Annotated in this window: 23 protein-coding genes; 20 read left to right on the top strand and 3 right to left on the bottom strand. The window is 46.2% G+C overall.

The annotated features are described in order from the left end of the window. From COP04_RS18825 to COP04_RS18805, 5 genes are all read left to right on the top strand, one after another. Complete coding sequence (locus COP04_RS18825; protein ID WP_100489419.1) at positions 1-225, top strand: hypothetical protein; 225 nt, start codon at positions 1-3, stop codon at positions 223-225. Between the two features lie 15 nt (positions 226-240). Beyond that, positions 241-546, top strand: a complete 306-nt coding sequence (locus tag COP04_RS18820) for a hypothetical protein (RefSeq protein WP_100489418.1) — start codon at positions 241-243, stop codon at positions 544-546. 365 nt (positions 547-911) lie between these two features. After that, positions 912-1,889: a GH25 family lysozyme gene (locus COP04_RS18815; protein WP_162297129.1), complete on the top strand. Its 978-nt coding sequence runs from the start codon at positions 912-914 to the stop codon at positions 1,887-1,889. 14 nt (positions 1,890-1,903) lie between these two features. Continuing rightward, positions 1,904-2,383 (top strand): phage holin, LLH family, encoded by a 480-nt coding sequence (locus tag COP04_RS18810; protein ID WP_100489416.1) that lies wholly within the window; start codon positions 1,904-1,906, stop codon positions 2,381-2,383. A 138-nt stretch (positions 2,384-2,521) separates the two neighbouring features. After that, positions 2,522-2,950 carry a phage holin, LLH family gene (locus COP04_RS18805; RefSeq protein WP_157800387.1) on the top strand — a complete coding sequence of 143 codons (429 nt, stop codon included), beginning with the start codon at positions 2,522-2,524 and terminating at the stop codon, positions 2,948-2,950. 800 nt (positions 2,951-3,750) lie between these two features. Here COP04_RS18805 and COP04_RS18795 read toward each other — a convergent pair. From COP04_RS18795 to COP04_RS18785, 3 genes are all read right to left on the bottom strand, one after another. Beyond that, positions 3,751-3,933, bottom strand: coding sequence for a hypothetical protein (locus tag COP04_RS18795; RefSeq protein ID WP_100489413.1), 183 nt, complete (start codon positions 3,931-3,933; stop codon positions 3,751-3,753). Between the two features lie 65 nt (positions 3,934-3,998). After that, a complete protein-coding gene (locus tag COP04_RS18790) occupies positions 3,999-4,631 on the bottom strand; it encodes a hypothetical protein (RefSeq protein WP_100489412.1) in 633 nt (210 codons plus the stop codon). A 170-nt stretch (positions 4,632-4,801) separates the two neighbouring features. After that, on the bottom strand, positions 4,802-5,095 hold the full coding sequence (locus tag COP04_RS18785; RefSeq protein ID WP_100489411.1) for a putative quinol monooxygenase: 294 nt from the start codon (positions 5,093-5,095) through the stop codon (positions 4,802-4,804). 136 nt (positions 5,096-5,231) lie between these two features. Here COP04_RS18785 and COP04_RS18780 point away from each other — a divergent pair, with 136 nt between their 5' ends. The 15 genes from COP04_RS18780 to COP04_RS18715 all read left to right on the top strand — a co-directional run bounded on the left by COP04_RS18780 (position 5,232) and on the right by COP04_RS18715 (position 21,092). Then, positions 5,232-5,930: a DUF3298 and DUF4163 domain-containing protein gene (locus tag COP04_RS18780; protein ID WP_100489410.1), complete on the top strand. Its 699-nt coding sequence runs from the start codon at positions 5,232-5,234 to the stop codon at positions 5,928-5,930. 577 nt (positions 5,931-6,507) lie between these two features. Then, on the top strand, positions 6,508-6,645 hold the full coding sequence (locus COP04_RS19815; protein WP_157800386.1) for a hypothetical protein: 138 nt from the start codon (positions 6,508-6,510) through the stop codon (positions 6,643-6,645). A 26-nt stretch (positions 6,646-6,671) separates the two neighbouring features. Further along, positions 6,672-6,965, top strand: a complete 294-nt coding sequence (locus tag COP04_RS18775; protein WP_100489409.1) for a hypothetical protein — start codon at positions 6,672-6,674, stop codon at positions 6,963-6,965. A 40-nt stretch (positions 6,966-7,005) separates the two neighbouring features. Beyond that, positions 7,006-8,286 carry an ArsB/NhaD family transporter gene (locus COP04_RS18770; protein ID WP_100489408.1) on the top strand — a complete coding sequence of 427 codons (1,281 nt, stop codon included), beginning with the start codon at positions 7,006-7,008 and terminating at the stop codon, positions 8,284-8,286. A 162-nt stretch (positions 8,287-8,448) separates the two neighbouring features. Next, positions 8,449-9,990, top strand: a complete 1,542-nt coding sequence (gene guaA, locus COP04_RS18765) for a glutamine-hydrolyzing GMP synthase (protein ID WP_100489407.1) — start codon at positions 8,449-8,451, stop codon at positions 9,988-9,990. 410 nt (positions 9,991-10,400) lie between these two features. Beyond that, on the top strand, positions 10,401-10,715 hold the full coding sequence (locus COP04_RS18760) for a YdcP family protein (protein ID WP_100489406.1): 315 nt from the start codon (positions 10,401-10,403) through the stop codon (positions 10,713-10,715). 12 nt (positions 10,716-10,727) lie between these two features. Continuing rightward, on the top strand, positions 10,728-11,096 hold the full coding sequence (locus tag COP04_RS18755; RefSeq protein WP_100489405.1) for a YdcP family protein: 369 nt from the start codon (positions 10,728-10,730) through the stop codon (positions 11,094-11,096). A gap of 30 nt (positions 11,097-11,126) precedes the next feature. Next, positions 11,127-12,527, top strand: a complete 1,401-nt coding sequence (locus tag COP04_RS18750; RefSeq protein WP_100489404.1) for an FtsK/SpoIIIE domain-containing protein — start codon at positions 11,127-11,129, stop codon at positions 12,525-12,527. A gap of 188 nt (positions 12,528-12,715) precedes the next feature. Next, positions 12,716-13,918: a MobT family relaxase gene (gene mobT / locus COP04_RS18745; RefSeq protein ID WP_100489403.1), complete on the top strand. Its 1,203-nt coding sequence runs from the start codon at positions 12,716-12,718 to the stop codon at positions 13,916-13,918. A 64-nt stretch (positions 13,919-13,982) separates the two neighbouring features. Then, positions 13,983-14,204 (top strand): hypothetical protein, encoded by a 222-nt coding sequence (locus tag COP04_RS18740; RefSeq protein WP_010023708.1) that lies wholly within the window; start codon positions 13,983-13,985, stop codon positions 14,202-14,204. Positions 14,205-14,391: 187 nt separating this feature from the next. Then, positions 14,392-14,892 carry an antirestriction protein ArdA gene (locus COP04_RS18735; protein WP_100489402.1) on the top strand — a complete coding sequence of 167 codons (501 nt, stop codon included), beginning with the start codon at positions 14,392-14,394 and terminating at the stop codon, positions 14,890-14,892. Positions 14,893-14,984: 92 nt separating this feature from the next. Continuing rightward, positions 14,985-15,392 carry a conjugal transfer protein gene (locus COP04_RS18730; RefSeq protein ID WP_100489401.1) on the top strand — a complete coding sequence of 136 codons (408 nt, stop codon included), beginning with the start codon at positions 14,985-14,987 and terminating at the stop codon, positions 15,390-15,392. Beyond that, entirely contained in the window at positions 15,361-17,811 is a 2,451-nt protein-coding gene (gene tcpF, locus COP04_RS18725) for a conjugal transfer ATPase TcpF (RefSeq protein WP_100489400.1), read from the top strand. The genes COP04_RS18730 and tcpF overlap by 32 nt, the downstream gene beginning before the upstream one ends. Beyond that, on the top strand, positions 17,812-20,088 hold the full coding sequence (locus COP04_RS18720) for a CD3337/EF1877 family mobilome membrane protein (RefSeq protein ID WP_100489399.1): 2,277 nt from the start codon (positions 17,812-17,814) through the stop codon (positions 20,086-20,088). Then, positions 20,085-21,092, top strand: a complete 1,008-nt coding sequence (locus tag COP04_RS18715) for a bifunctional lytic transglycosylase/C40 family peptidase (protein WP_100489398.1) — start codon at positions 20,085-20,087, stop codon at positions 21,090-21,092. Before COP04_RS18720 ends, COP04_RS18715 begins: the two co-directional genes overlap by 4 nt. Positions 21,093-21,098: the final 6 nt, after the last annotated feature.

The raw sequence follows: 21,098 nt of genomic DNA, 5'->3' as shown, positions 1-21,098 counted from the left end.
ATGAACTACACACTTAACAACGCAGGTTTTGTCAAAGATGGCAGTGGAAACTACACCGGGGTCATTCTCTATTACAGCGGTACAGACTCGACCACGGGCGACAATGTCAACGGATCAGTACACATCACGCTCGATCAGTTTACAGCAACAGCCGGACAAGTGAGTGCCATTGTGGCACTGATCGGGCCTGCGGTACAGGCACTTGTTGGATCTACAGCTGGTTAATAGGAGATGAATGATGTGGAAACTGACATGATAACAGATGTTGCAATCCTAAAAACGAAAGTCGGCACGCTAGAACAAAATTATGGCCAGTTGTCGCGCGATGTCGCTAATTTAAGGGACGATATATCTGGAATTAAGGATGACATGAGTGATATCAAGCATGACAACGAAGCTCATTTCAGCGATTTGCGAGAATTGATCATTAAAATGTCTGGAAAAGCGCTCCAAAGTTTGCCTCCGTGGGGTGCGGTTTTAACCATTTTGTTGGGCGGAATGATCGGCGCTGTTGTCTCATTCGTACTGGCCCATTTTGGCGGGTGATCCATTTTGTATAACAAAAGCATTAAGAAATTAGCTCACTGGATGACAAATTCTTCTTTTGTCATCATTTTTTTATCCTGATTGCCTTCTGGATCTCCTTTAATGTGTACAGCCCGTTCAGATTTGACCGCCTCCATTCATGGTATTGTCGGCGAACTGGCTTGTGGTGTTGCCTATCTTGCTGCGCTTTTTGTACAGCTCATTTGAAAGAGATGATCATCATGCTTAAAAAGCTGGGATACCAGGCTGTTACGTTTGCTATTGCCTTAGTTCTCACATTTTGTTTCTAAGGATCCTGGTATTCGTCACCACTGTATTTTGAGATCCGGGAAATCCAGCATTTTAGAAAATGAGAGGTGAAATTATTGAAAGGAATTGATGTTTCGAACTGGCAGGGCACTGTAGACTGGGAAAGAGTAGCTGCTGCGGGCTATTCTTTCGCCTTTATAAAGGCATCTCAGGGTGCCTCATACGCCGATCCAACGTTTAAACGCAACGTTTCGGGCGCACATAAAGCAGGCTTGAAAATCGGGGGTTACCATTTTGCAAATTTTTTTGACCCGGCATCCGCACAGAAAGAAGCACGGTATTTTTGGTCTATCGTCAAGGGACAACCGCTGGATTTAGCACTCATGCTGGACTTGGAAGTCAACCATGCAGGCGGCCAACTTGTCACCAGCATGTTCACGTTCTTCACAGAGCTGAAGCAACTTAGTGGCAAGAAGGTTGGATTGTACTCAATGGGCTATTTCTACTTGGACAATCTCCGTGGCCATCATCCGGGTATCCCGCTATGGTATGCGCAATATGCTTATAAACCGCTTGTGACGACCTACGCCGCATGGCAACATTGTTCAGACGCCCGTGTGCCAGGCATCGCGGGGGATGTGGATGAGAATGTTTCCGGTGCCGACTTTAACAGCTTGTTGCTCAATCCGCTGGAAGCCACCGCTGTGGGCGCTCGCGCCCCAGTCACTGCCGCTGTCAAGACAACCTCGTATTTTGTTACGACGGACAGGCTTAATATCAGAAAGTCACCGAATGGTGCAGCCATTGGAACACTTAACCATGGGGACAAGGTACGGGTGATCTCCATATCAGGCGGATGGGCGGCGCTTAAGAGCAATAACAGCCAGGTTTATGTGGCAGCCGCCTACTTGTCACAGCAGGTTAGCAAACCCGCACCTAAATCGGCACCTGCCGTTTATCATATTGTCACAGATGGCGATACAGTAGGAAGATTGGCCGCTCATTATGGCGTGTCAATCAGTCAGATCAAGTCTTGGAACCATCTGAACAGCAAGTACACCATTTATCTGAAACAAAAAATACGAGTTAAATAAGGGAGAGATCATTCATGCAGACATTAATTTTTAATTCCATTGACACTATTCTATTGGCACTCATTCCAGTGGTAGCCGGTTTCCTGATCAATCCGGTTAAGAAGTTTGTTCAGTCTCATCATCTTGAAACGTTCGCTGATCGCGCGGTTCGTTACGCCGAACAAGCGCTTCCAGCTGGAACTGCAGGCGAACAGAAATATCGGGTCGCTTCTCAATATCTGACTCTGCTGGCATCGAAGGCAAATATCAAACTGGATCCGGATAACATCAAAGCGCTGATTGAGTCTTCTGTATGCAGCCTGAAAACGCAACTTGTCTCTTATGCCAACGCACCTGCTCAAGACGCGTCAACCGAAGCACCGGCAGACAGTTCAGAAATGGTCGCAGAAGCGGCACAGCCGGTTGTTCAGGTAGCAGCAAATGTTGTGGCTGAAGATGCCAAGAAGGTTGGGGACTTGACATTAGCCGAGTTGAAGAAACTGCTTGCAAAATAAAACATAATGTAAGAAAGCCGCCGGTTAAAAAACCGGTGGATACATAATCAATATTACTGAGGAGATGTTCGACACGGCTAAAAACATTATGAAATTTTTTCTATTTTTTCTCAGTATGCAGACACAATTATCCTGGCAGTGATGACAACGATCGGCAGCTTTTTCTACAAGCAATTTCGGTCGTCCGGCAAATACAAACAAATTAGTGATTATGTCGGTATTGCAGTTCGCTATGCCGAACAGTACCTGTCTACAGCATCCGGTCAGGAAAAATATAAAAAGGTTGTTGACATGGTGGCCCAGGAAGCCCGGCGACTGGGTTTAAAGTCACTGACCGGCGACAAACTATCAGCCTTCATTGAAGCAGAAGTGCAGAAAATGAAAACTGAGCAGGCATTGTTCGCTACCGTACCGGCGCAGGACGTGCCTATTAATACGGGTGCCGATGAAAGTGTAAGCGAAGTGGAAACGGGCGCAGTCCAAAAAGCCGTTGAACCAACCATGGCCGATGTAAGAAAGATTACTGACTTGTCAGTGGATGAATTTAAGCAACTACTTGCAAAATGATAGATTAAAAGCCCGCTATGCGGGCATACATAACCGGCGGTAACCGTGGATTTTCGCTATCCTTGATGAGATGATCCACTCGAACAATTCATAGATTACATAATTTAGATTGAGGTGATAAAAAATTATTTAAAAGGAATGATTAGATGGACTATTTAATGAGTTACCGAGGACAACCGGTCGAAGTTCGAGACTGTCATGGCAGGGTTTATTGGGGAGTAATGGACGGCGTGGATCCACGGGGAGGCATATTCCTTCGCGATCGCTTTTCTAGACGGAGATTCATCCCGTTTTTCTTAATCGCCGCGATCTTCCTCTTAAGCACAAGAAGACGCATTTTCTAAAACTGGAATTGGAAGTCTGCACTGAATCGTTGAAACTTTTCAGAATAAGAAACCCGGCATGGACCGGGTATACATAATGACCCTAGCCGTAAATTGGCAAATTGGCCGATTTAAACTCCTGATGCCGTGTCTCACAGTAGAAGCAATTGGAGAAGATGCACTGTCTTTTGTGCTGAAACCTATCTGCACTAGCTAAACTCATATAATGAATCTGCATCGTTCAGGTGTCAAAATAGCTCTTTCACCCTTCAGGTAAGAATGTATATTTTCATAAAATTAATTCCCTTCCTGTGCCCTTAATAGAGTTTCCTGGATAAAGAGCACATAAAAATCCCCACGCCAAAGCGCGGGGTAACAGCAAATGGGTATTGAGGTTTGGGGAAAACAATATCATTATGGTCATGATTATTGGTTAAAATACTCTTTCACATGCTTATTTTTCCAGCCGCGGTAGTATTAGCGATTGCGAAAAACAATAATCATCGAAAACAAGGCAGCCAGTGAAACCAGTACAATGCTGAAAAGACTGGCAACGGAGTTAATTTGAGGGAATCCGGTAAGATCGAGCAGCCAACGGAACAGCATCCATTGGCCAACGAAAACCATTACTTTGAGAAAAAGCCGGCCAATGTTCTGCATTGCAGAAATCTCTCCCCCGATATTTGCCGGACTTAAAAATGGTTTGCTTACACAGCTGTTCATTGTTAGTGATGCCTTAATGGTATATGATCACCGTCTTTAATCTGCTGTATGTAGCGATTCATTGCTTCAACAATAGCTTCTTCATAACTGCCCACATCGCGTTGAAGAGCGGAAACAGACGGGCCCTTATGTTCCTTGGCCCATTTTTTATAGGCCCTGAGGCTGAGCTGTCCAGCGATGAATTGGATCAGTGGATTTTTCCATTTATCGCTGTCGTAGATGGATGCTGCATTCAGACTGGATGGATCCATCTCCAGCTTCTTTTGGAGTTCGGCGATATTGCCCAGTCTATTCCGTATTGTGTCGAGAGCCGGCATTTTATCCTGCTTTTTCCGCCATGCATGATAAGCGCGTGCACTGAATTTCCCACCCAGTTCCTGATAGCAGTTTTTCAGAGCAGACATCAGCTCATCGTCAGAAAATTGATTTGAGGTTTTGACTACGGCATTCGGAATCAAGCCAGCCTGCACTTTTGCTTCATTAAATCCGTGCAGTCGATGGGCAACCTGGGCGGCCGTCGGATATTCCGGATGTGCGTTCTGCCAGATTGAATATTCATTTCTTGTGAAAGAGAATCCGAGATAGTGTGATGCTACTTTCATGGCATGAACGCATTCCGACTCAGTGAACCACATACGACCGCCCCTTTTATTAAGAATATCACAGTCCGTGTCATTAATCCTGATATTTCCAAATCGTTTGCTCATTTTTTATGACAGAAAAAACGATCCGAATAAAAATGCCTTTCAGAACGCAGATAGCTTTCTGAAGGGCATTTTTGATGACCTGCAGGAGTTTTGGTTTCTCAGCTTTTTTCCTCCGCGTTGAAAACTCTGACTTGGGTCGGAATCTTGAAAAATGATTCGGCTCTGAGACCAAATCGAACAAAATGTGCGGAATTGTTGTGCCCTTCAACAGCCTGCTCATTTTTCCATTCCTCAACCATGATAAACGTATCCGGCGCCGATAGGTCTTCATAAAGGCTGTAGCTAATGTTGCCTGCTTCCATCCGCGAACCGACAATCAGCGGTACCGTTTCGGTAATGAATAGATCCCTTGCTTCATGTTTTACCTTGAAAAGGGCATGAATGATAATCATCACAATCGCCTCCAGTTTCATTTTACATGGAATGGGCGGGGAAAAGTATCAAAGCGGCCTGATCGTCCATCATCTATGTCAATAGTCCCCGCGTTTTCGGGCACAATAAGGGTAAAGAATTAAGGGAGGCTTTGATATGGCGGCCACAGGCAGGCGAATTTTAGCGGCCCTTCTTGTATTGATTCTGCTCCTTTTTATGAATTTTTATAGCTTTACAGAGGTCCGCGCGAGCACCGGACAATGGATTCCGCTGAAAATAAAAATACAAAGACTCTCGGATGACATTTTTTACCCCGTTGTCACATCAGGGATTCAGAAACGCAGTAAAGAAAAAATAAATCGAACGTTTTATTCACACGCAAAAGACATCCAGAAGACGGACAGAAAATACAAAAAGCAGTATGAACACGACCGGCTGATCAGCGCGGCGAGTTCTTACTATGCTAGTACGAGACCCTTTGTCCGGTATAATAATGCGCGGTTGCTGAGCGTTTCATTCATCGATGAGTCCTACACCGGCGGGGCACATGGCATGCACTATGAGAAAGTCTATAATTTCGACAATCGGTCCGGAGAAGAATATCGATTGAGCGACATCATTAAAAATAAAGAAGAACTGCAAAGAGTAAACACATTTGTTAAAAAAAGGATGATTGACCTTAAAGACAGGGGCCGCTATGACTTTTTCGCTGACGCATTCGAAAGCATCGATAACCGCAACGGACAGTACTATTTTTATGATCAAGGTATTGTGCTCATTTTTCAGGAATACGAGGTGGCTCCGTATTCGAACGGAATCATTCATCTGAACGTTCCCTACAAAATTTTCAAGTAGATGCAAAGTGTCAACTATAAATTTCGAAATCAAATATTTATCAAAATTAAGCGATTTTTAAGGAATCGGCGCTATTCTTAAGATGTTGAAGCAAGAATAATCTAGCTTTCCCCCTTTTATTCTTAACGGGTCCCTGTGAAGGGGCTCTTTTTTTATTCTCATGATGCAGCAAGTAATAAAAGAGAGGGAAAATCGACGGAACCAGCATAAGAATCAACAAAAACCGGAGGGGAATCGACACGACCAGTGAGAAAATCGACATTAAACCGGAACAAATCAACAAAATTACAAATTGGGCAATGGTTCGAAATATCAATTCTATAGCCCTATCTGCCCGAGAGTCAAAACGGCTGATAAAACGATTCCTTGACAATTTCAGTGAGATACAGGTATTCTGAAAAAAGGAACTGAATAACGGAGAGTAAACTGGTGGAGCCTGTCAATACAGGCTCCTTTTGCTTTGATTGAGCTAAAGAAAGGACGTTTTGGATGTATTGTGATCATGACAGCGATAACAATCTTGACTGAGTTCGCCGATGCCTGACTGACCGGATATAACTGGAAGTCTTCAGCGGGCATGGTGGAAGAGGCGGCGCTGATTCTGACCTCTGTCGGAATCGGCGCGCACTTGCTGAAAGAAGTATTTTACACCCTGCTGATCCTAGTTGCTTTTGGCGATGCTGATTTAGTCGCCGCTGCGAAATCACCGGAATAAAAAAATAGATTCAGGATGTGTGGCTGATGGAAAGTTTGAGCTATCAAGTTGATGAAACCTTAATCGCGGTAAAAGAACAGAGAAACGGAAATGATGCAGAATTCTTGATTACCGCGAAGACCGGGGAGGCGGAACACCGCCTTCACGAAATCCGGCATTTTTTTGAGAGCGATAAAGTGTACACAGATATTCTTTTTTATTCGCTCAAAAACCGTGAGTACCAGGTCATTGTACAGCGAAGCGCCTATACAGCGTTTATCGTTCACCTTTTTCAGCTTCATTTGATCAAGGCTGTAGCCTGGGAAGATGAAGAATGTTGATACCAGCTAGTAGAACTGATCTAAGGAGAGGCATGCAGTTATGGATAAAGAGGCACTCATCGCCATTGCTATATTTATGATTACATACGGATTCATTATTTCCGAAAAAATACACCGGACCATCATTGCGATGGCCGGTGCCCTGACGCTGATTTTTTTCGGGGTGATGAATCAGGCGGCCGCGCTTCGTTATATCGATTTTAATACGCTTGGGCTGTTGATCGGCATGATGATTATTGTTTCGATCACTGCTCAAACCGGTTTGTTCAAATTTGTCTCCATACAGGCTGCGAAAAGCGTTAACGGACATCCGCTTGCTCTGCTCATTGTCTTTTCGCTGATCGCTGCCTTTGGCTCTGCTTTTCTGGATAATGTAACCACGGTGCTGCTGGTGGTGCCGGTAACCTTCAGTGTCTCAAGACAGCTTGATATTTCACCAGTCCCTTTCCTAATGTCGGAAATTTTTATGGCCAACATCGGCGGTACTGCAACGATGATCGGGGATCCGCCGAATATCATGATCGGAAGCAGTGTCAGAAGCCTGAGTTTTACGGATTTCATAACAAATCTGACTCCTGTAATCCTGATTATTTCAGTGGCCACACTTCTGCTTCTGAGTTTTTATTACAGGAAATCACTTCGGGGCAGTGCAGAAATGCGGAACAGGCTCGCTGATCTGGATCCTAGGGATGAAATTACCAATCCGGTGCTGCTTGTAAAATCGCTGACTGTTTTATTGCTGACGGTTTCCGGCTTTTTCTTTCATCAGGCGCTTGGGGTAGAGACGGCTACTGTTGCGCTTGCCGGTGCCTTCCTCCTCCTGCTGCTAACTGGTGATCATTATCTGGATCGGGCGCTTTCAGATGTGGAATGGAGCACGATCTGGTTCTTTGCCGGCCTGTTTGTTCTTGTGGGTGGACTCGTGGAGACGGGCGTGATTACCCGACTCGCGGCGGCTGCGCTGGAGCTGACCGGTGGCCGACCCGTGCCCACCACTTTTCTCATTCTGTGGATGAGCGCCCTTGCTTCATCTTTTGTGGATAATATTCCATTCGTTGCGACCATGATCCCGCTGATCAAGGACATGGGTGAAATGGGGATGAACAATCTGGAACCCTTGTGGTGGAGTCTGTCACTCGGCGCCTGTCTTGGCGGGAATGGCCTGCTGATCGGGGCCAGTGCCAATCTCGTTGTTGCCGGGCTTGCTGGAAAAGAAGGGTATCCGATCACATTCATCCGTTTTATGAAAATCGGCCTGCCGGTGATGTTGTTGTCGATTGTGATTGCAACAATATACGTCTACCTGAGGTATTTACTGTGACGGGTTGATGAAGTTCAGGCAGATTGATAAAATAGGAAAGTAGCACTGAAAAAAAGTTTTTTTAGAGGATACAAGCGGGATGCCTTTGGAAGGCGCGTCCCGATTTAATATGAAGATGAGAAACTGGGTCACGGAAAAAAAGATTGCGGGGTGCGCGTGGGAATGGGACAACCTAAGAATTGTATTATTGTGGTGGATCTTGGCAGTCAGTATAATCAGCTGATCGCAAGAAGAATTCGTGATCTGGGTGTATACAGCGAGTTGCTGCCTAACACATTGACAGCGGAACAGATTAAGGAAAAGCAGCCGACAGGCATCATTTTTTCCGGCGGTCCTAGTAGTGTTTATGACGATGGTGCGCCGAAGTGCGATCCGGCGATCTTTGAATTGGGTATTCCGATTCTTGGCATCTGCTATGGCATGCAGCTGATGAGCATGCATTTTGGAGCTGATGTAGAACGCGCTTCTCACCGCGAATATGGAAAAGCGGAAATCTCCGCGGATACGGACAGCACATTGTTTGCTGGACAGCCGGCGGAACAGACAGTCTGGATGAGTCACGGTGATCTGGTCAAAGCACCACCTGCCGGATTCAAGGTTGAGGCAAAGAGTGAATCCTGTCCTGTAGCGGCGATGAGCCACGATGCGAAAAAACTGTATGGCGTTCAGTTCCACCCGGAAGTGCGCCACACAAAGTATGGTAATGATCTGTTGAAAAATTTTGTTTTTTCAATCTGCAAAGCGGAAAATGATTGGTCGATGGTTCACTTTATCGATCAGCAGGTTGAAAAGATCAGGGAAACAGTCGGTGACAAAAAAGTACTTTGCGCACTAAGCGGCGGGGTGGATTCGTCAGTCGCAGCCGCTTTGGTTCACAAAGCAATCGGCGACCAGCTGACCTGCGTGTTTGTCGATCACGGTCTGCTTCGGAAGGGTGAAGCGGAAGGCGTAGTCGAAACCTTCCAGAACCGGTTCCACATGAATTTTATTTTCGTCGATGCGAAGAAACGTTTTTTGGACAAACTGACAGATGTCAATGATCCGGAAAAAAAGCGCAAGATTATCGGCAACGAGTTCATCTATGTTTTTGAAGAAGAAGCCAGCAAACTGGATGATATCTCCTACCTCGTACAGGGAACGCTTTATACAGACGTTGTGGAAAGCGGCGCGGGCGGTTCTTCGCAGACAATCAAGTCGCACCACAATGTCGGCGGGCTTCCTGAAGACATGACGTTCAAGCTGATCGAACCGCTGAACACACTGTTCAAGGACGAAGTGCGCAAGCTCGGCACCGAGCTCGGCCTTCCGGACGATATCGTCTGGCGCCAGCCGTTCCCGGGGCCGGGCCTCGGCATCCGCGTGCTCGGCGCGATCACGGAAGATAAACTGGCAATCGTCCGCGAATCCGACGCGATCCTCCGCGAAGAAATCAAGAATGCCGGCCTCGACCGTGACATCTGGCAGTACTTCACCGTCCTGCCGAACATTCAAAGTGTCGGTGTCATGGGTGACGGACGGACTTACGACAACTGCGTCGCCATCCGAGCCGTCACCTCGATCGACGGCATGACCTCTGACTGGGCGAGGATTCCATGGGAAGTCCTTGAAAAAATCTCAACCCGAATCGTCAACGAGGTGGAGCATGTTAACCGGATTGTGTACGACATCACATCCAAGCCACCGGCAACGATAGAGTGGGAATAAAGTAGATACCTCGTTTGGTGTCGAAACGTTGATTTAACAGCATTTTTGGCAAAGGTAAAATGGATAAAAACACTTAAATTGATAAGGATCTCCGCCAAAATTCCGCCAAGGATTGAAGTCAGAGAACCGTGTTAGTTCAAGATTCGGAAGGTATATTTAGAAGAATATGCCTTCTTTTTTTGTCTTATTTTCCGCCAAGTCATTCTGTTTCGAAAGGTACCCTTACTGTGCTACAAATTTTAATCAATCCTGTGCTGAGATGAGAAATCATTTCAGCATTTTTATTTCAAGTTTTTGGCGTTGGAAGGGATGTGGTTTAACCAAAGCGTCCCGCTCTTTTCCCGACAAACTTTAAGTTTGAATCAGCTTATTAATCAAAACAAAATAATTTACAGAAAGGAAAATGATTTATGGAACTGAAACACATTATTCCAAACGTGGAAAAGACATTTGGAAACCTCGAATATGCTGGAGAAGGCAATGTGGAACAGCGCAGAGTAAATGGCCGTACGATGATCCTTTCCCGCAGCTATAATTTGTATTCTGACATCCAGAGAGCGGATGATATCGTCTTGGTGCTGGCACCGGAAGCGGGCGAAAAGCATTTTGAAGTCGAAGACAAAGTGAAACTGATTAATCCTCGCATTACCGCTGAGGGTTATAAAATTGGTGCTCGTGGTTTTACAAATTATATTCTGCACGCAGACGATATGGTGAAAGCATAAGGAGGGCAAAAAATGAGATTAGCTGAAGGTATTGTGATTGATAAGGAAAAGACATTTGGCGCATTGAAATTCTCCGCACTCCGCCGTGAGGTGCGCGTGAATAATGAGGACGGGACGGTTAGTGATGAAATTAAAGAACGGACTTATGACCTGAAATCTCGTGGACAGGGACGGATGATCCAAGTTAGTATCCCAGCTACGGTCCCATTAAAAGAATTTGATTATAATGCTGAAGTGGAACTGATCAACCCGGTGGCAAATACAGTGGCAACCGCTACTTTCCGAGGTGCAGATGTGGACTGGTACATCAAGGCCGAGGATATTGTGTTGAAAAAGAAACAAGCCGTCGCTCAATCGCAGCCACAAACAAAAGGGAAATAATTCATTTTTATTTTCTGGAAAGGATCATTTATGAAACATTTCGTGTATAAAGGAAAACGGATTCGAGCAGGTGATCAACACCTTGTTTTTCGATTTGCTACTACCTCGCTTGTTCTCGTTTTCCTACTCGTATTGCTGGCCTTCCATGGAAAGCGACTCATACTAACGGACTGGCAGAAAGTACGATTTTTACATGACGGCAGCTTGCAGTTTGCTATCACGCCCTATCTCGTGTTCAGTGTAAGTACTGCCGTAGGAGTGAGCTTACTCGCAACCTGCCTTTTTTACCATTTTAATCGTGATCGTGTGAAACAGCTCGTGCACCGCCAAAAGCTAGCCAAAATGATTCTAGAAAATAAATGGTATGAATCCGAACAGGTGCAACATGACGGACTCTTCAAAGACTGGCCATCCGGCAGGACAAAGGAGAAAATCACTCATTTCCCAAAGATGTATTACCGGATCAAAGATGGGCTGATTTACATCCACGTAGAAATTACGTTGGGTAAATATCAGGATCAGCTCCTACACTTAGAGAAGAAACTGGAAAGTGGTTTGTACTGTGAACTGGTGGACAAAGAACTCAAAGATTCCTATGTCGCCTATACTCTACTCTATGATACGATTGCTAATCGCATTTCCATTGAGGAAGTCACTGCTAAAGACGGTCGATTAAAGCTGATGAAGTCTGTTTATTGGGAGTATGATAAGTTACCTCATATGCTCATTGCCGGAGGCACAGGCGGAGGAAAGACATACTTCATCTTCTCGCTCATCGAGGCATTGGCGCGCACCGACGCCAGACTTTACATCCTCGACCCGAAGAATGCAGACCTTGCCGATCTTTCGGAAGTCATGCCCAACGTCTACTATCGGAAAGAAGACATGATGACCTGCCTGAATCAATTTTATGACGAAATGATGGCGCGCAGTGAAGCCATGAAACAGATGGATGGCTACAAAACGGGAGAAAACTATGCCTATCTGGGCTTGCCTCCCCACTTTCTCTTCTTTGATGAATACGTGGCGTTTATGGAGATGATTGGAAAAGAAAGTACTAAGGTTTTAAGTAAGCTAAAGCAGATCGTCATGCTTGGACGACAGGCTGGGTACTTCCTGATTTTGGCCTGCCAGCGTCCGGATGCTAAATTTTTAGGCGATGGGATTAGAGATCAATTCAATTTTCGTGTGGCACTAGGACGAATGTCAGAGATGGGCTACAACATGATGTTTAATGAGGTGGAAAAGGATTTTTTTCTGAAACCTATCAAGGGACGCGGTTATGTCGATACCGGCAGAAGTGTCATCTCAGAATTTTATACCCCTTTAGTGCCTAAAGGATACGATTTTATTACAAAAATCGGAAAACTGGTCAGCAGCAGGCCGGACGGACCGGCGGCGTGCGAAGCGAAAGCCGTAGGGACGGACTAGCCTGCTGCTGGTGTGGCGTGAGCCACACCAGCGATTAGCCCCCCGTATCTAACAGGGGGGCACAAATACAATAAAAAACAGTTTCAAAATCCAGGAAACACCCTATTCCATAGAGGTTTCAAGAATTTTAGAGGATGTCAACTATAGCCCTTTCAGTTGACATCCTCTTTTTGATTGGAGGGTGACCATTGAGCGGAATTGGCTTATGGGTGCACCAATTTAAAGAAAAGCGGCTTTCCTTCGGCCTTTCACAAAATCGTCTGGCGGTCGCCGCCGGTATTACCCGGCAGTATCTAAACGACATTGAAAACGGTCGAGCTTTCCCGTCGGCTGACATCAAGACAGCATTGCTGAAAGCACTTGAACGGCTCAATCCCGATGCACCGCTTGAGATGCTGTTTGACTATGTGCGGATACGATTCCCAACCACGGATGTGAAGCATGTCATCGAAGACATTCTACTTCTGAAGATAGACTACATGCTCCATGAAGACTACGGTTTCTATTCCTACATGGAACACTACGCTTTAGGAGACATTTTCGTGATGGTCTCTCCCGATGAACAGAAAGGTGTGCTGCTGGAACTGAAAGGACGGGGCTGTCGTCAGTTTGAGGGGTTTCTTTTAGCTCAACATCGAGGCTGGAACGATTTTTTCATGGATACCATCGGCGAGGGAGGCGTATTCAAACGGTTAGACTTAGCGATCGATGACAAGGCAGGCATCCTGGATATCCCACTGCTGACGGAGAAGTGTCGAAATGAGGAATGCATCTCCGTGTTTCGCAGTTTTAAGAGTTATCGCAGCGGCGAGCTCATCCGCCGAGAGGAAAAGGAAGCGATGGGGCACACGCTCTATATCGGTTCCCTGAAAAGTGAAATCTATTTCTGCCTTTATGAAAAGGACTACGAGCAGTTTGTAAAGAGTGACATCCCTATCGAGGAAGCCGAAGTCAAAAACCGATTTGAAATCCGCCTGAAAAACGAACGTGCCGATCACGCCATCTTTGACCTGATGGCTTACCACGATGCGGAGCGTACGGCTTTTTCCATCATCAACCGTTACCTACGTTTTGTGGACAAAGTGGAAAATAAGCGACGCAGCACATGGAAAATGAACGAAAACTGGGCCTGGTTTATCGGGAAAAACCGGGAGAAATTGAAATTAACCACGCAACCGGAGCCGTATTCTTTTGACCGGACCTTAGGCTGGTTACAACGACAGGTAGCCCCGACGTTAAAAGTGGCGCTTTGGCTTGATCAGATCAAAGATACCACGGTTATTGATGACATGATCCGACATGCCAAGCTCACGAAACGCCACGAAAAAATAGTCCAGCAGCAGGCCGATGCTGCCGAACAGATGGTCACGAATCATCATCGGCAAAAATGATCTTTAAACAATGCATCAACGAAATTTTAATCACAAATTGGATGAATTAAAGGAGAAAGCGCTCATGAATTTTGGACGGAACTTATACACCTGGTTTTTAAATAATGCTCAGTCTCTCGTCTTGATGGCGATTGTGGTCATTGGGCTTTACCTCGGTTTTAAACGGGAATTTTCCAAGCTTATTGGCTTTCTAGTGATTGCGCTGATTGCTGTGGGCCTGGTCTTCAATGCGGCAGGGGTTAAAGATGTCCTGCTGAATCTGTTTAACAGAGTCGTGGGTGCGTAACATTAACACCTGTTCTTTTGGCCTGTATAAGGGCTTTTCTTATGCAGGCCAAAAAACCGGTACGTCAAACGGTAGTGCGACAGGGAAATGCTCTTTTATCTAAATAAATGGGTAGCCATTGCGCAGTTGATTTAAAAATCCACTGCTTTTTTTGTATCTATTTTTAGAAAAAGGAAGTGATTGATCCATGGAAATGAAAGTCTATATCGCTAATCTAGGTAAATACAACGAGGGCGAATTAGTTGGTGCGTGGTTCACTCCGCCCGTAGACTTTGAGGACGTCAAGGAGCGTATCGGACTTAATAACGCGTATGAAGAATATGCCATCCACGATTACGAATTGCCCTTTGACATTGATGAGTACACGCCCATTGAGGAAATCAACCGTTTGTGTGCTCTGGCGGATGATTTGGAAGGAACGCCAATTGAGGAAGAGATGCGGGAAGTCCAGAACACTTTCTTTGGCAGCTTTGAAGAAATGGTCGAGCATAAGGATGACATCATCTGTTATCCCGACTGTGATGATATGGCAGATGTGGCTCGTTACCTGTTGGAAGAATCCGGCACGCTTGGTGAAGTTCCCTCTCATTTACAGAGTTATATCGATTATGAAGCCTACGGGCGTGATTTGGAGATTGAAGGAAATTTTCTGGTCACTCCACACGGTGTTTTTGAATACGTCAGTTAACTAAAAAGTCTCTTAAACAATCAACCCGTACATCTATTGTAGTACAGGTTGCTTTTTCACTTGGAAATTTAAACAGAAAGGACCGATGACAGGTGAAAAAAATCAGAAGTTATACCAGTATCTGGAACGTGGAAAAGGTGATCTATGCCATTAACGATTTCCAACTGCCCTTTCCGGTTACCTTCACACAGATGGCGTGGTTTGTCTGCTCGCTGCTGTTCGTGATCTTATTTGCCAACCTGCCACCCCTCTCCCTCATCCAAGGCGTCCTGCTGAAATATGTGGGTCTTCCGGTTGGCTTCACGTGGTTCATGTCACAGAAGACCTTTGATGGAAAAAAGCCCTATGGTTTTCTCAAATCCGTATTGTCCTACCTGCTCCGCCCTAAAGTGACCTATGCGGGAAAACCTGTGAAATTGAAAAAAGAAAATGTCGGCGGAGCGATTACCGCCGTGAGGAGTGAACGCTATGGCGTACCCGATCAAGTACATCGAAAATAATCTTGTTTTTAATCATGACGGCGAGTGCTTCGCCTATTATGAACTGATTCCCTACAATTACTCGTTTCTGAGTCCGGAAGAAAAAAACGAAGTACATGACCATTTTCGCCAGCTCATCGCTCAGAGTCGTGACGGGAAAATTCATGCCCTGCAGATTGCGACTGAATCGAGTATCCGGGCCACGCAGACACGCAGTAAGCAAGCAGTGACCGGGAAATTGAAAGACGTGGCTTACCGAAAAATTGATGAACAAACCGAAGCGTTAGTCGGCATGATTGGTGAAAACCAAATCGACTATCGCTTTTTTATCGGCTTCAAACTGTTATTAAATGAGCAGGAAGTGAATCTAAGGGCATTCGGTGAGTCTGTGATAGTGAGCTTTTCTGAGTTTCTTCATGAGGTCAATCACCAACTGATGGGCGATTTCGTCAGCTTGAGTAATAAAGAGATCAATCGGTTTATGAAAATGGAACGCCTGCTGGAAAACAAAATCGCTCGCCGGTTCAAAGTCCGCAGGCTAGATAAAGATGACTTCGGTTATCTAATTGAACATCTCTATGGAAGGACCGGTTCATCTTATGAGTCCTACACCTATCCTCTGCCAACCCAAAAGCTGAAGCGGGAAACGTTGGTGAAGCGGTATGACCTGATCAAACCCACCCGTTGCCTCGTCGAGGAAAGTCAGCGGTATTTGAAAATCGAACGGGAAGATCAAACGACTTACGTTTCCTATTTCACGATTAATTCGATTGTGCGGGAGCTGGACTTCCCTTCCTCAGAGATCTTTTACTATCAACAACAACAATTCACGTTTTCGATTGACACATCGATGAATGTGGAGATTGTCACGAATAAGAAAGCCTTAACGACGGTGCGTAACAAGAAAAAGGAGCTGAAAGACTTAGATAACCATGCTTGGCAGTCCAACAATGAGTCGGGGAACGACGTGATGGAAGCACTGGATAGTGTCAACGAACTAGAAGCGGCTCTCGATCAGACCAAGGAAGCGATGTATAAGCTCAGTTACGTGATTCGAGTCGCCGCGCCGGATCTAGACGAATTGAAGCGGCGTTGTAACGAAGTCATGGACTTCTACGATGATTTCAGTATTAAACTCGTACGCCCATTTGGCGATATGATCGGGCTGCATGGCGAGTTCCTTCCTGCCAGCAAACGGTATATGAATGATTACATCCAGTATGTGACCAGTGATTTTCTAGCCGGTTTAGGTTTTGGTGCCGCGCAGATGCTTGGGGAAACAGAGGGGATCTATATCGGCTACAATCTGGACACCGGGCGCAACGTTTACTTAAAGCCAAGCCTTGCGGCACAAGGCGTGAAAGGGTCTGTCACTAATGCACTTGCAGCGGCTTTTCTTGGTTCCCTTGGCGGCGGAAAATCCTTCTCGAACAACTTACTCGTCTATTATGCCGTCCTCTACGGGGGACAGGCGGTGATCTTAGATCCCAAATCCGAGCGTGGTGGGTGGAAGGAAACGCTACCGGAAATTGCCGAGGAAATTAACATCATCAATCTGACCAGAGAGGAACGCAACAAGGGCTTACTTGACCCTTATGTGATTATGAAACAGCCGAAGGATGCAGAGAGCCTCGCCATCGACATCCTTACCTTTCTCACAGGCATTTCCAGTCGGGATGGTGAGAAGTTCCCAACGCTTCGTAAGGCGATCCGTCGGGTGACGCAAAGCGACCGACGAGGGCTTTTGTGCGTCATTGACGAGTTATACAAGGAGGGCACTTCCGTTGCGAGCAGCATGGCTGACCATATCGACAGCATTAAGGACAGTAACCTGGGACACTTGTTGTTCTCTGATGGCATGACCGTTCAGTCGATCAGCCTGGATAAGCAGCTGAACATCATCCAAGTGGCGGACTTGGTGCTTCCAGATGCTGAAACCGAATTTAAGGAATACACGACTGTGGAACTTTTAAGTGTGGCGATTTTAATTGTCATCAGCACCTTTGCCCTTGATTTCATTCACTCCAACCGCAGCGTGTTTAAAATGGTGGACTTGGATGAAGCCTGGAGCTTTTTGCAGGTGGCACAGGGGAAGACCCTTTCCAACAAGCTGGTGCGGGCTGGTCGCGCCATGAACGCCGGTGTTTATTTCGTAACCCAGAACGCAGATGATTTACTGGATGAGAAGATGAAAAACAATATCGGTCTGAAATTTGCATTTCGTTCGACGGATATACACGAAATCAAGAAGACACTGGAATTCTTCGGCGTGGACAAGGAGGATGAACAAAACCAGAAACGATTACGTGAACTTGAAAATGGCCAGTGCCTTATCTCTGACTTGTATGGCCGTGTAGGTGTCATCCAGATTCATCCGGTCTTTGAGGAACTGCTCCATGCCTTTGACACCCGTCCACCGGTCAGAAAAGAGGTGACCTAAATGCACCTGAAAAAGAGACGTAAAATTTTCATGGCTGTTCTTTTGGTCACGGTTGGATCGCTGCTTTTCTTCGCACTGCTTGGAACGATTGCCCATGCGGCCGGTCTTGTCGATGATACGGTCAGTGCTCAGAATGCTTACTCTAAATATCCTTTGGGCAATTACCAGCTCGATTTCTATGTGGATAATTCATGGGACTGGCTGCCGTGGAATTGGACCGATGGCATTGGCAAACAGGTCATGTATGGGCTATACGCGATCACTAATTTTATTTGGACGCTTTCTCTTTACCTGTCCAATGCGACAGGGTATCTCGTACAGGAAGCCTATTCCTTAGATTTCGTTTCCAAGACTGCAAACGCGATTGGAAAAAACATGCAAACATTGGCAGGTATTTCGCCCAGCGGCTTTCATAGTTCTGGCTTTTATCCAGGGTTCCTGCTGATTTTTATTTTAATCCTCGGGATCTATGTGGCCTATGTGGGGCTGATCAAGCGAGAGACCACCAAAGTGATGCACGCCGTGATGAACTTTTTGGTGGTTTTTCTTCTGTCCGCTTCCTTTATTGCCTATGCCCCAGACTATATCGGCAAAATCAATGGATTTTCGGCGGACATCAGCAAGGCTAGTCTGTCGCTGGGGACAAAAATGGTGATGCCACACTCGGGAAGTCATGGTCAGGACAGCGCAGCCCTCATCCGGGATAACTTGTTTTCGATACAAGTGCAGCAGCCCTGGCTGCTTCTACAGTATGGCAATTCTGATATGACTAAAATCGGACAGAAACGGGTGGAAAAGCTGCTGTCCGCAGATCCGGACGCAAACAACGGCGCAGACCGGGAAGCGGTTGTTAAAGAGGAAATTGAAAAAGAAGGCAATAAGAACCTGACACTCACCAAGACGACCCCACGTTTGGGGATGGTGTTCTTCCTGTTTCTATTCAATATCGGGATTTCCATCTTCGTGTTTCTACTTTCGGGGATCATGATTTTCTCGCAGATCTTGTTCATCATCTATGCCCTCTTCCTGCCCATCAGTTTTCTGCTTTCCATGATCCCGGGCTTTAATGGCATGGGCAAACAGGCCATCATGAAGCTTTTCAATGTCATCATGACACGGGCAGGCATTACGCTAATTGTCACGATTGCCTTTTCCATTTCCACCATGCTTTACGCCCTATCCGGAGAATTCCCGTTTTTCCTGATTGCCTTTTTACAGATTGTGACTTTTGCGGGTATTTACGCCAAACTGGGTGACCTTATGGGCCTATTCCACTTGCAGGCGAGTGATTCTCAGCAGATGGGAAGCCAAATCCTGCAACGGCCTTATCGGTTCTTACATCGCGAGACGCGGCGATGGAAGCGGAAAATGGGTCGCTTTTTTACGGCCGGAGCAACCGGTGCGGCAGCTGGCCCTGGGGCAAGGGCAAAAGCTTCGAGGTCCGGAGCTTCCCAACAGACGCAAACCCGCAGCCAACGTCCAACACAAGGATCAAAGAAATCCCAGCTTGAGCCTCGTACAGGTCGGTCAGCGGGTGCGGGCAAAGAGACAATAAAGCGAAGCACGGACAACCCAAATCCAAGAAAGAAGCAAACAGCGGCTTTACCTTTGAATACCCGCCAAGTCTTGATTCATGGGAAGACAGAAAAGCACGACACGATGACAAAAAAGACAGAGGACGCCAAAAGTCGTACAGTGCAAAAAATCGCGGACAAAAAACAGAACCGTGAAAAGAACCAAATGCAGCAGCGTCCGACGATTGCGCAACGCCGACTGGAATTTAACCGGACCCGTCAACAAAAGGCAACCGAACAGGATTTCGTTGAACGGCCTAAAACCAAATTAACAAAAGATAAACCAGCCAAGAAGCAAAAAACGGCAAGGCCTCATTCGGCACCTGCACGGTCTGTAATGCCTGATTCCACGCTGAAGACAAACAAAAGGGCGATAAACTCAATCCACTCATTCAAGGATCAGGAGAAAAAAAGCCAAGCAAAAAATACCGAGCTCAATCGTCCGGTCGTCCAGATGCCAGATTCTACAGTACGCCAAGATCTCACCAAGCAGGATCTTAACAGGAGAAGCCCAGTTGCGACGCAGAAAGAGCACGCACCGACTCATCCAAACGCAACGCGACAACCGTTTACACCAAAAAAGAGCCGACAACTGGCCCCGATGATCAAAAAACAAGAGGCAACCCTCAGGCATAATCGGACAGAAACGGGTCAACAGACAAGGCAACGCGTGACTCGTAGGCAGAGAGGAAGCCAAAAATGAGATTAAACGTTTGGCTAATCTTCGGTGCCGTCTTGGCTATGCTGATTTCCCTACTAATTTTTGTCGCTGTTTTCATTTCAAATGAAGAGGATGGAGACGGCAGCGGCAATGGGATAGATCTTGCAGGCGCTAATCTGTCACAGGAAGTACTGGCCCACCAGCCAATGGTGGAAAAGTATGCCAAGAAATATCAAATCGAGCGCTATGTCGGTGATTTGCTTGCCATCATGCAGGTGGAAAGCGGAGGTCGTGGTACAGATGTCATGCAGTCGATGGCCTCGACCGGGCAGTCTCCGCGTTCCTTTACTGTGGAGGAATCGATTCAGCAAGGATGTAAATACTTCGCAGCTTTATTACAGTCCTCTAAGAAAAAAGGAGACGACATCAATACTGTGATCCAGGCTTATAACTATGGAGGAAAATTCATTGATTACGTGGCGAGCCACGGTAAAAAATACACCTTTGAACTTGCCGAGACCTTTGCGAAAGAAAAATCCGCTGGGGAAAAAGTTTCTTACACAAACCCGATTGCATTGAAGAAAAATAGTGGCTGGCGATACCGTTACGGAAATATGTTTTATGTTTCACTAGTCTCTCAATATCTAGCTGTGGCACAATTCGGAGATTCTACTGTTCAAACCGTTATGAACGAAGCCTTAAAATATCAAGGCTGGCGCTATGTGTTTGGGGGAGACAATCCTAACACGTCCTTTGATTGTAGTGGATTAACGCAGTGGAGCTTTGGCAAAGCGGGCATTCGCCTGCCACGCACGGCTCAAGCACAGTATGACGTGACGCAGCATCTTCCGCTTTCAGAAGCCAAGCCAGGGGACTTGGTGTTTTTTCATGATACCTATAACGCAGGCACCTATATCACGCATGTTGGAATTTATGTCGGAAACAATCGTATGTACCAAGCTGGTGATCCGATTGGCTATGCGGATCTCACAACTCCTTACTGGCAGAAGCACTTGGTCAGTGCAGGTCGGATTAAAAACAAATAGAATAGG

The organism is Sporolactobacillus pectinivorans, assembly GCF_002802965.1.
Classification (GTDB): Bacteria; Bacillota; Bacilli; order Bacillales; family Sporolactobacillaceae; genus Sporolactobacillus; species Sporolactobacillus pectinivorans.
The sequence above is the reverse complement of the archived record's forward strand: the minus strand, read 5'-3'. Positions and strand labels throughout refer to the sequence as shown.

What these genes read in the sequence shown, in the direction of transcription:
- COP04_RS18825 (WP_100489419.1), top strand. Translation starts at nt 1, where the DNA reads ATGAACTACACACTTAACAACGCAGGTTTTGTCAAAGATGGCAGTGGA.
- COP04_RS18810 (WP_100489416.1), top strand. Translation starts at nt 1,904, where the DNA reads ATGCAGACATTAATTTTTAATTCCATTGACACTATTCTATTGGCACTC.
- COP04_RS18795 (WP_100489413.1), bottom strand. Translation starts at nt 3,933, where the DNA reads ATGCAGAACATTGGCCGGCTTTTTCTCAAAGTAATGGTTTTCGTTGGC.
- COP04_RS18790 (WP_100489412.1), bottom strand. Translation starts at nt 4,631, where the DNA reads ATGTGGTTCACTGAGTCGGAATGCGTTCATGCCATGAAAGTAGCATCA.
- COP04_RS18785 (WP_100489411.1), bottom strand. Translation starts at nt 5,095, where the DNA reads ATGATTATCATTCATGCCCTTTTCAAGGTAAAACATGAAGCAAGGGAT.
- COP04_RS18780 (WP_100489410.1), top strand. Translation starts at nt 5,232, where the DNA reads ATGGCGGCCACAGGCAGGCGAATTTTAGCGGCCCTTCTTGTATTGATT.
- COP04_RS19815 (WP_157800386.1), top strand. Translation starts at nt 6,508, where the DNA reads ATGGTGGAAGAGGCGGCGCTGATTCTGACCTCTGTCGGAATCGGCGCG.
- COP04_RS18775 (WP_100489409.1), top strand. Translation starts at nt 6,672, where the DNA reads ATGGAAAGTTTGAGCTATCAAGTTGATGAAACCTTAATCGCGGTAAAA.
- COP04_RS18770 (WP_100489408.1), top strand. Translation starts at nt 7,006, where the DNA reads ATGGATAAAGAGGCACTCATCGCCATTGCTATATTTATGATTACATAC.
- guaA (WP_100489407.1), top strand. Translation starts at nt 8,449, where the DNA reads ATGGGACAACCTAAGAATTGTATTATTGTGGTGGATCTTGGCAGTCAG.
- COP04_RS18760 (WP_100489406.1), top strand. Translation starts at nt 10,401, where the DNA reads ATGGAACTGAAACACATTATTCCAAACGTGGAAAAGACATTTGGAAAC.
- COP04_RS18755 (WP_100489405.1), top strand. Translation starts at nt 10,728, where the DNA reads ATGAGATTAGCTGAAGGTATTGTGATTGATAAGGAAAAGACATTTGGC.
- COP04_RS18750 (WP_100489404.1), top strand. Translation starts at nt 11,127, where the DNA reads ATGAAACATTTCGTGTATAAAGGAAAACGGATTCGAGCAGGTGATCAA.
- COP04_RS18740 (WP_010023708.1), top strand. Translation starts at nt 13,983, where the DNA reads ATGAATTTTGGACGGAACTTATACACCTGGTTTTTAAATAATGCTCAG.
- COP04_RS18735 (WP_100489402.1), top strand. Translation starts at nt 14,392, where the DNA reads ATGGAAATGAAAGTCTATATCGCTAATCTAGGTAAATACAACGAGGGC.
- tcpF (WP_100489400.1), top strand. Translation starts at nt 15,361, where the DNA reads ATGGCGTACCCGATCAAGTACATCGAAAATAATCTTGTTTTTAATCAT.
- COP04_RS18720 (WP_100489399.1), top strand. Translation starts at nt 17,812, where the DNA reads ATGCACCTGAAAAAGAGACGTAAAATTTTCATGGCTGTTCTTTTGGTC.
- COP04_RS18715 (WP_100489398.1), top strand. Translation starts at nt 20,085, where the DNA reads ATGAGATTAAACGTTTGGCTAATCTTCGGTGCCGTCTTGGCTATGCTG.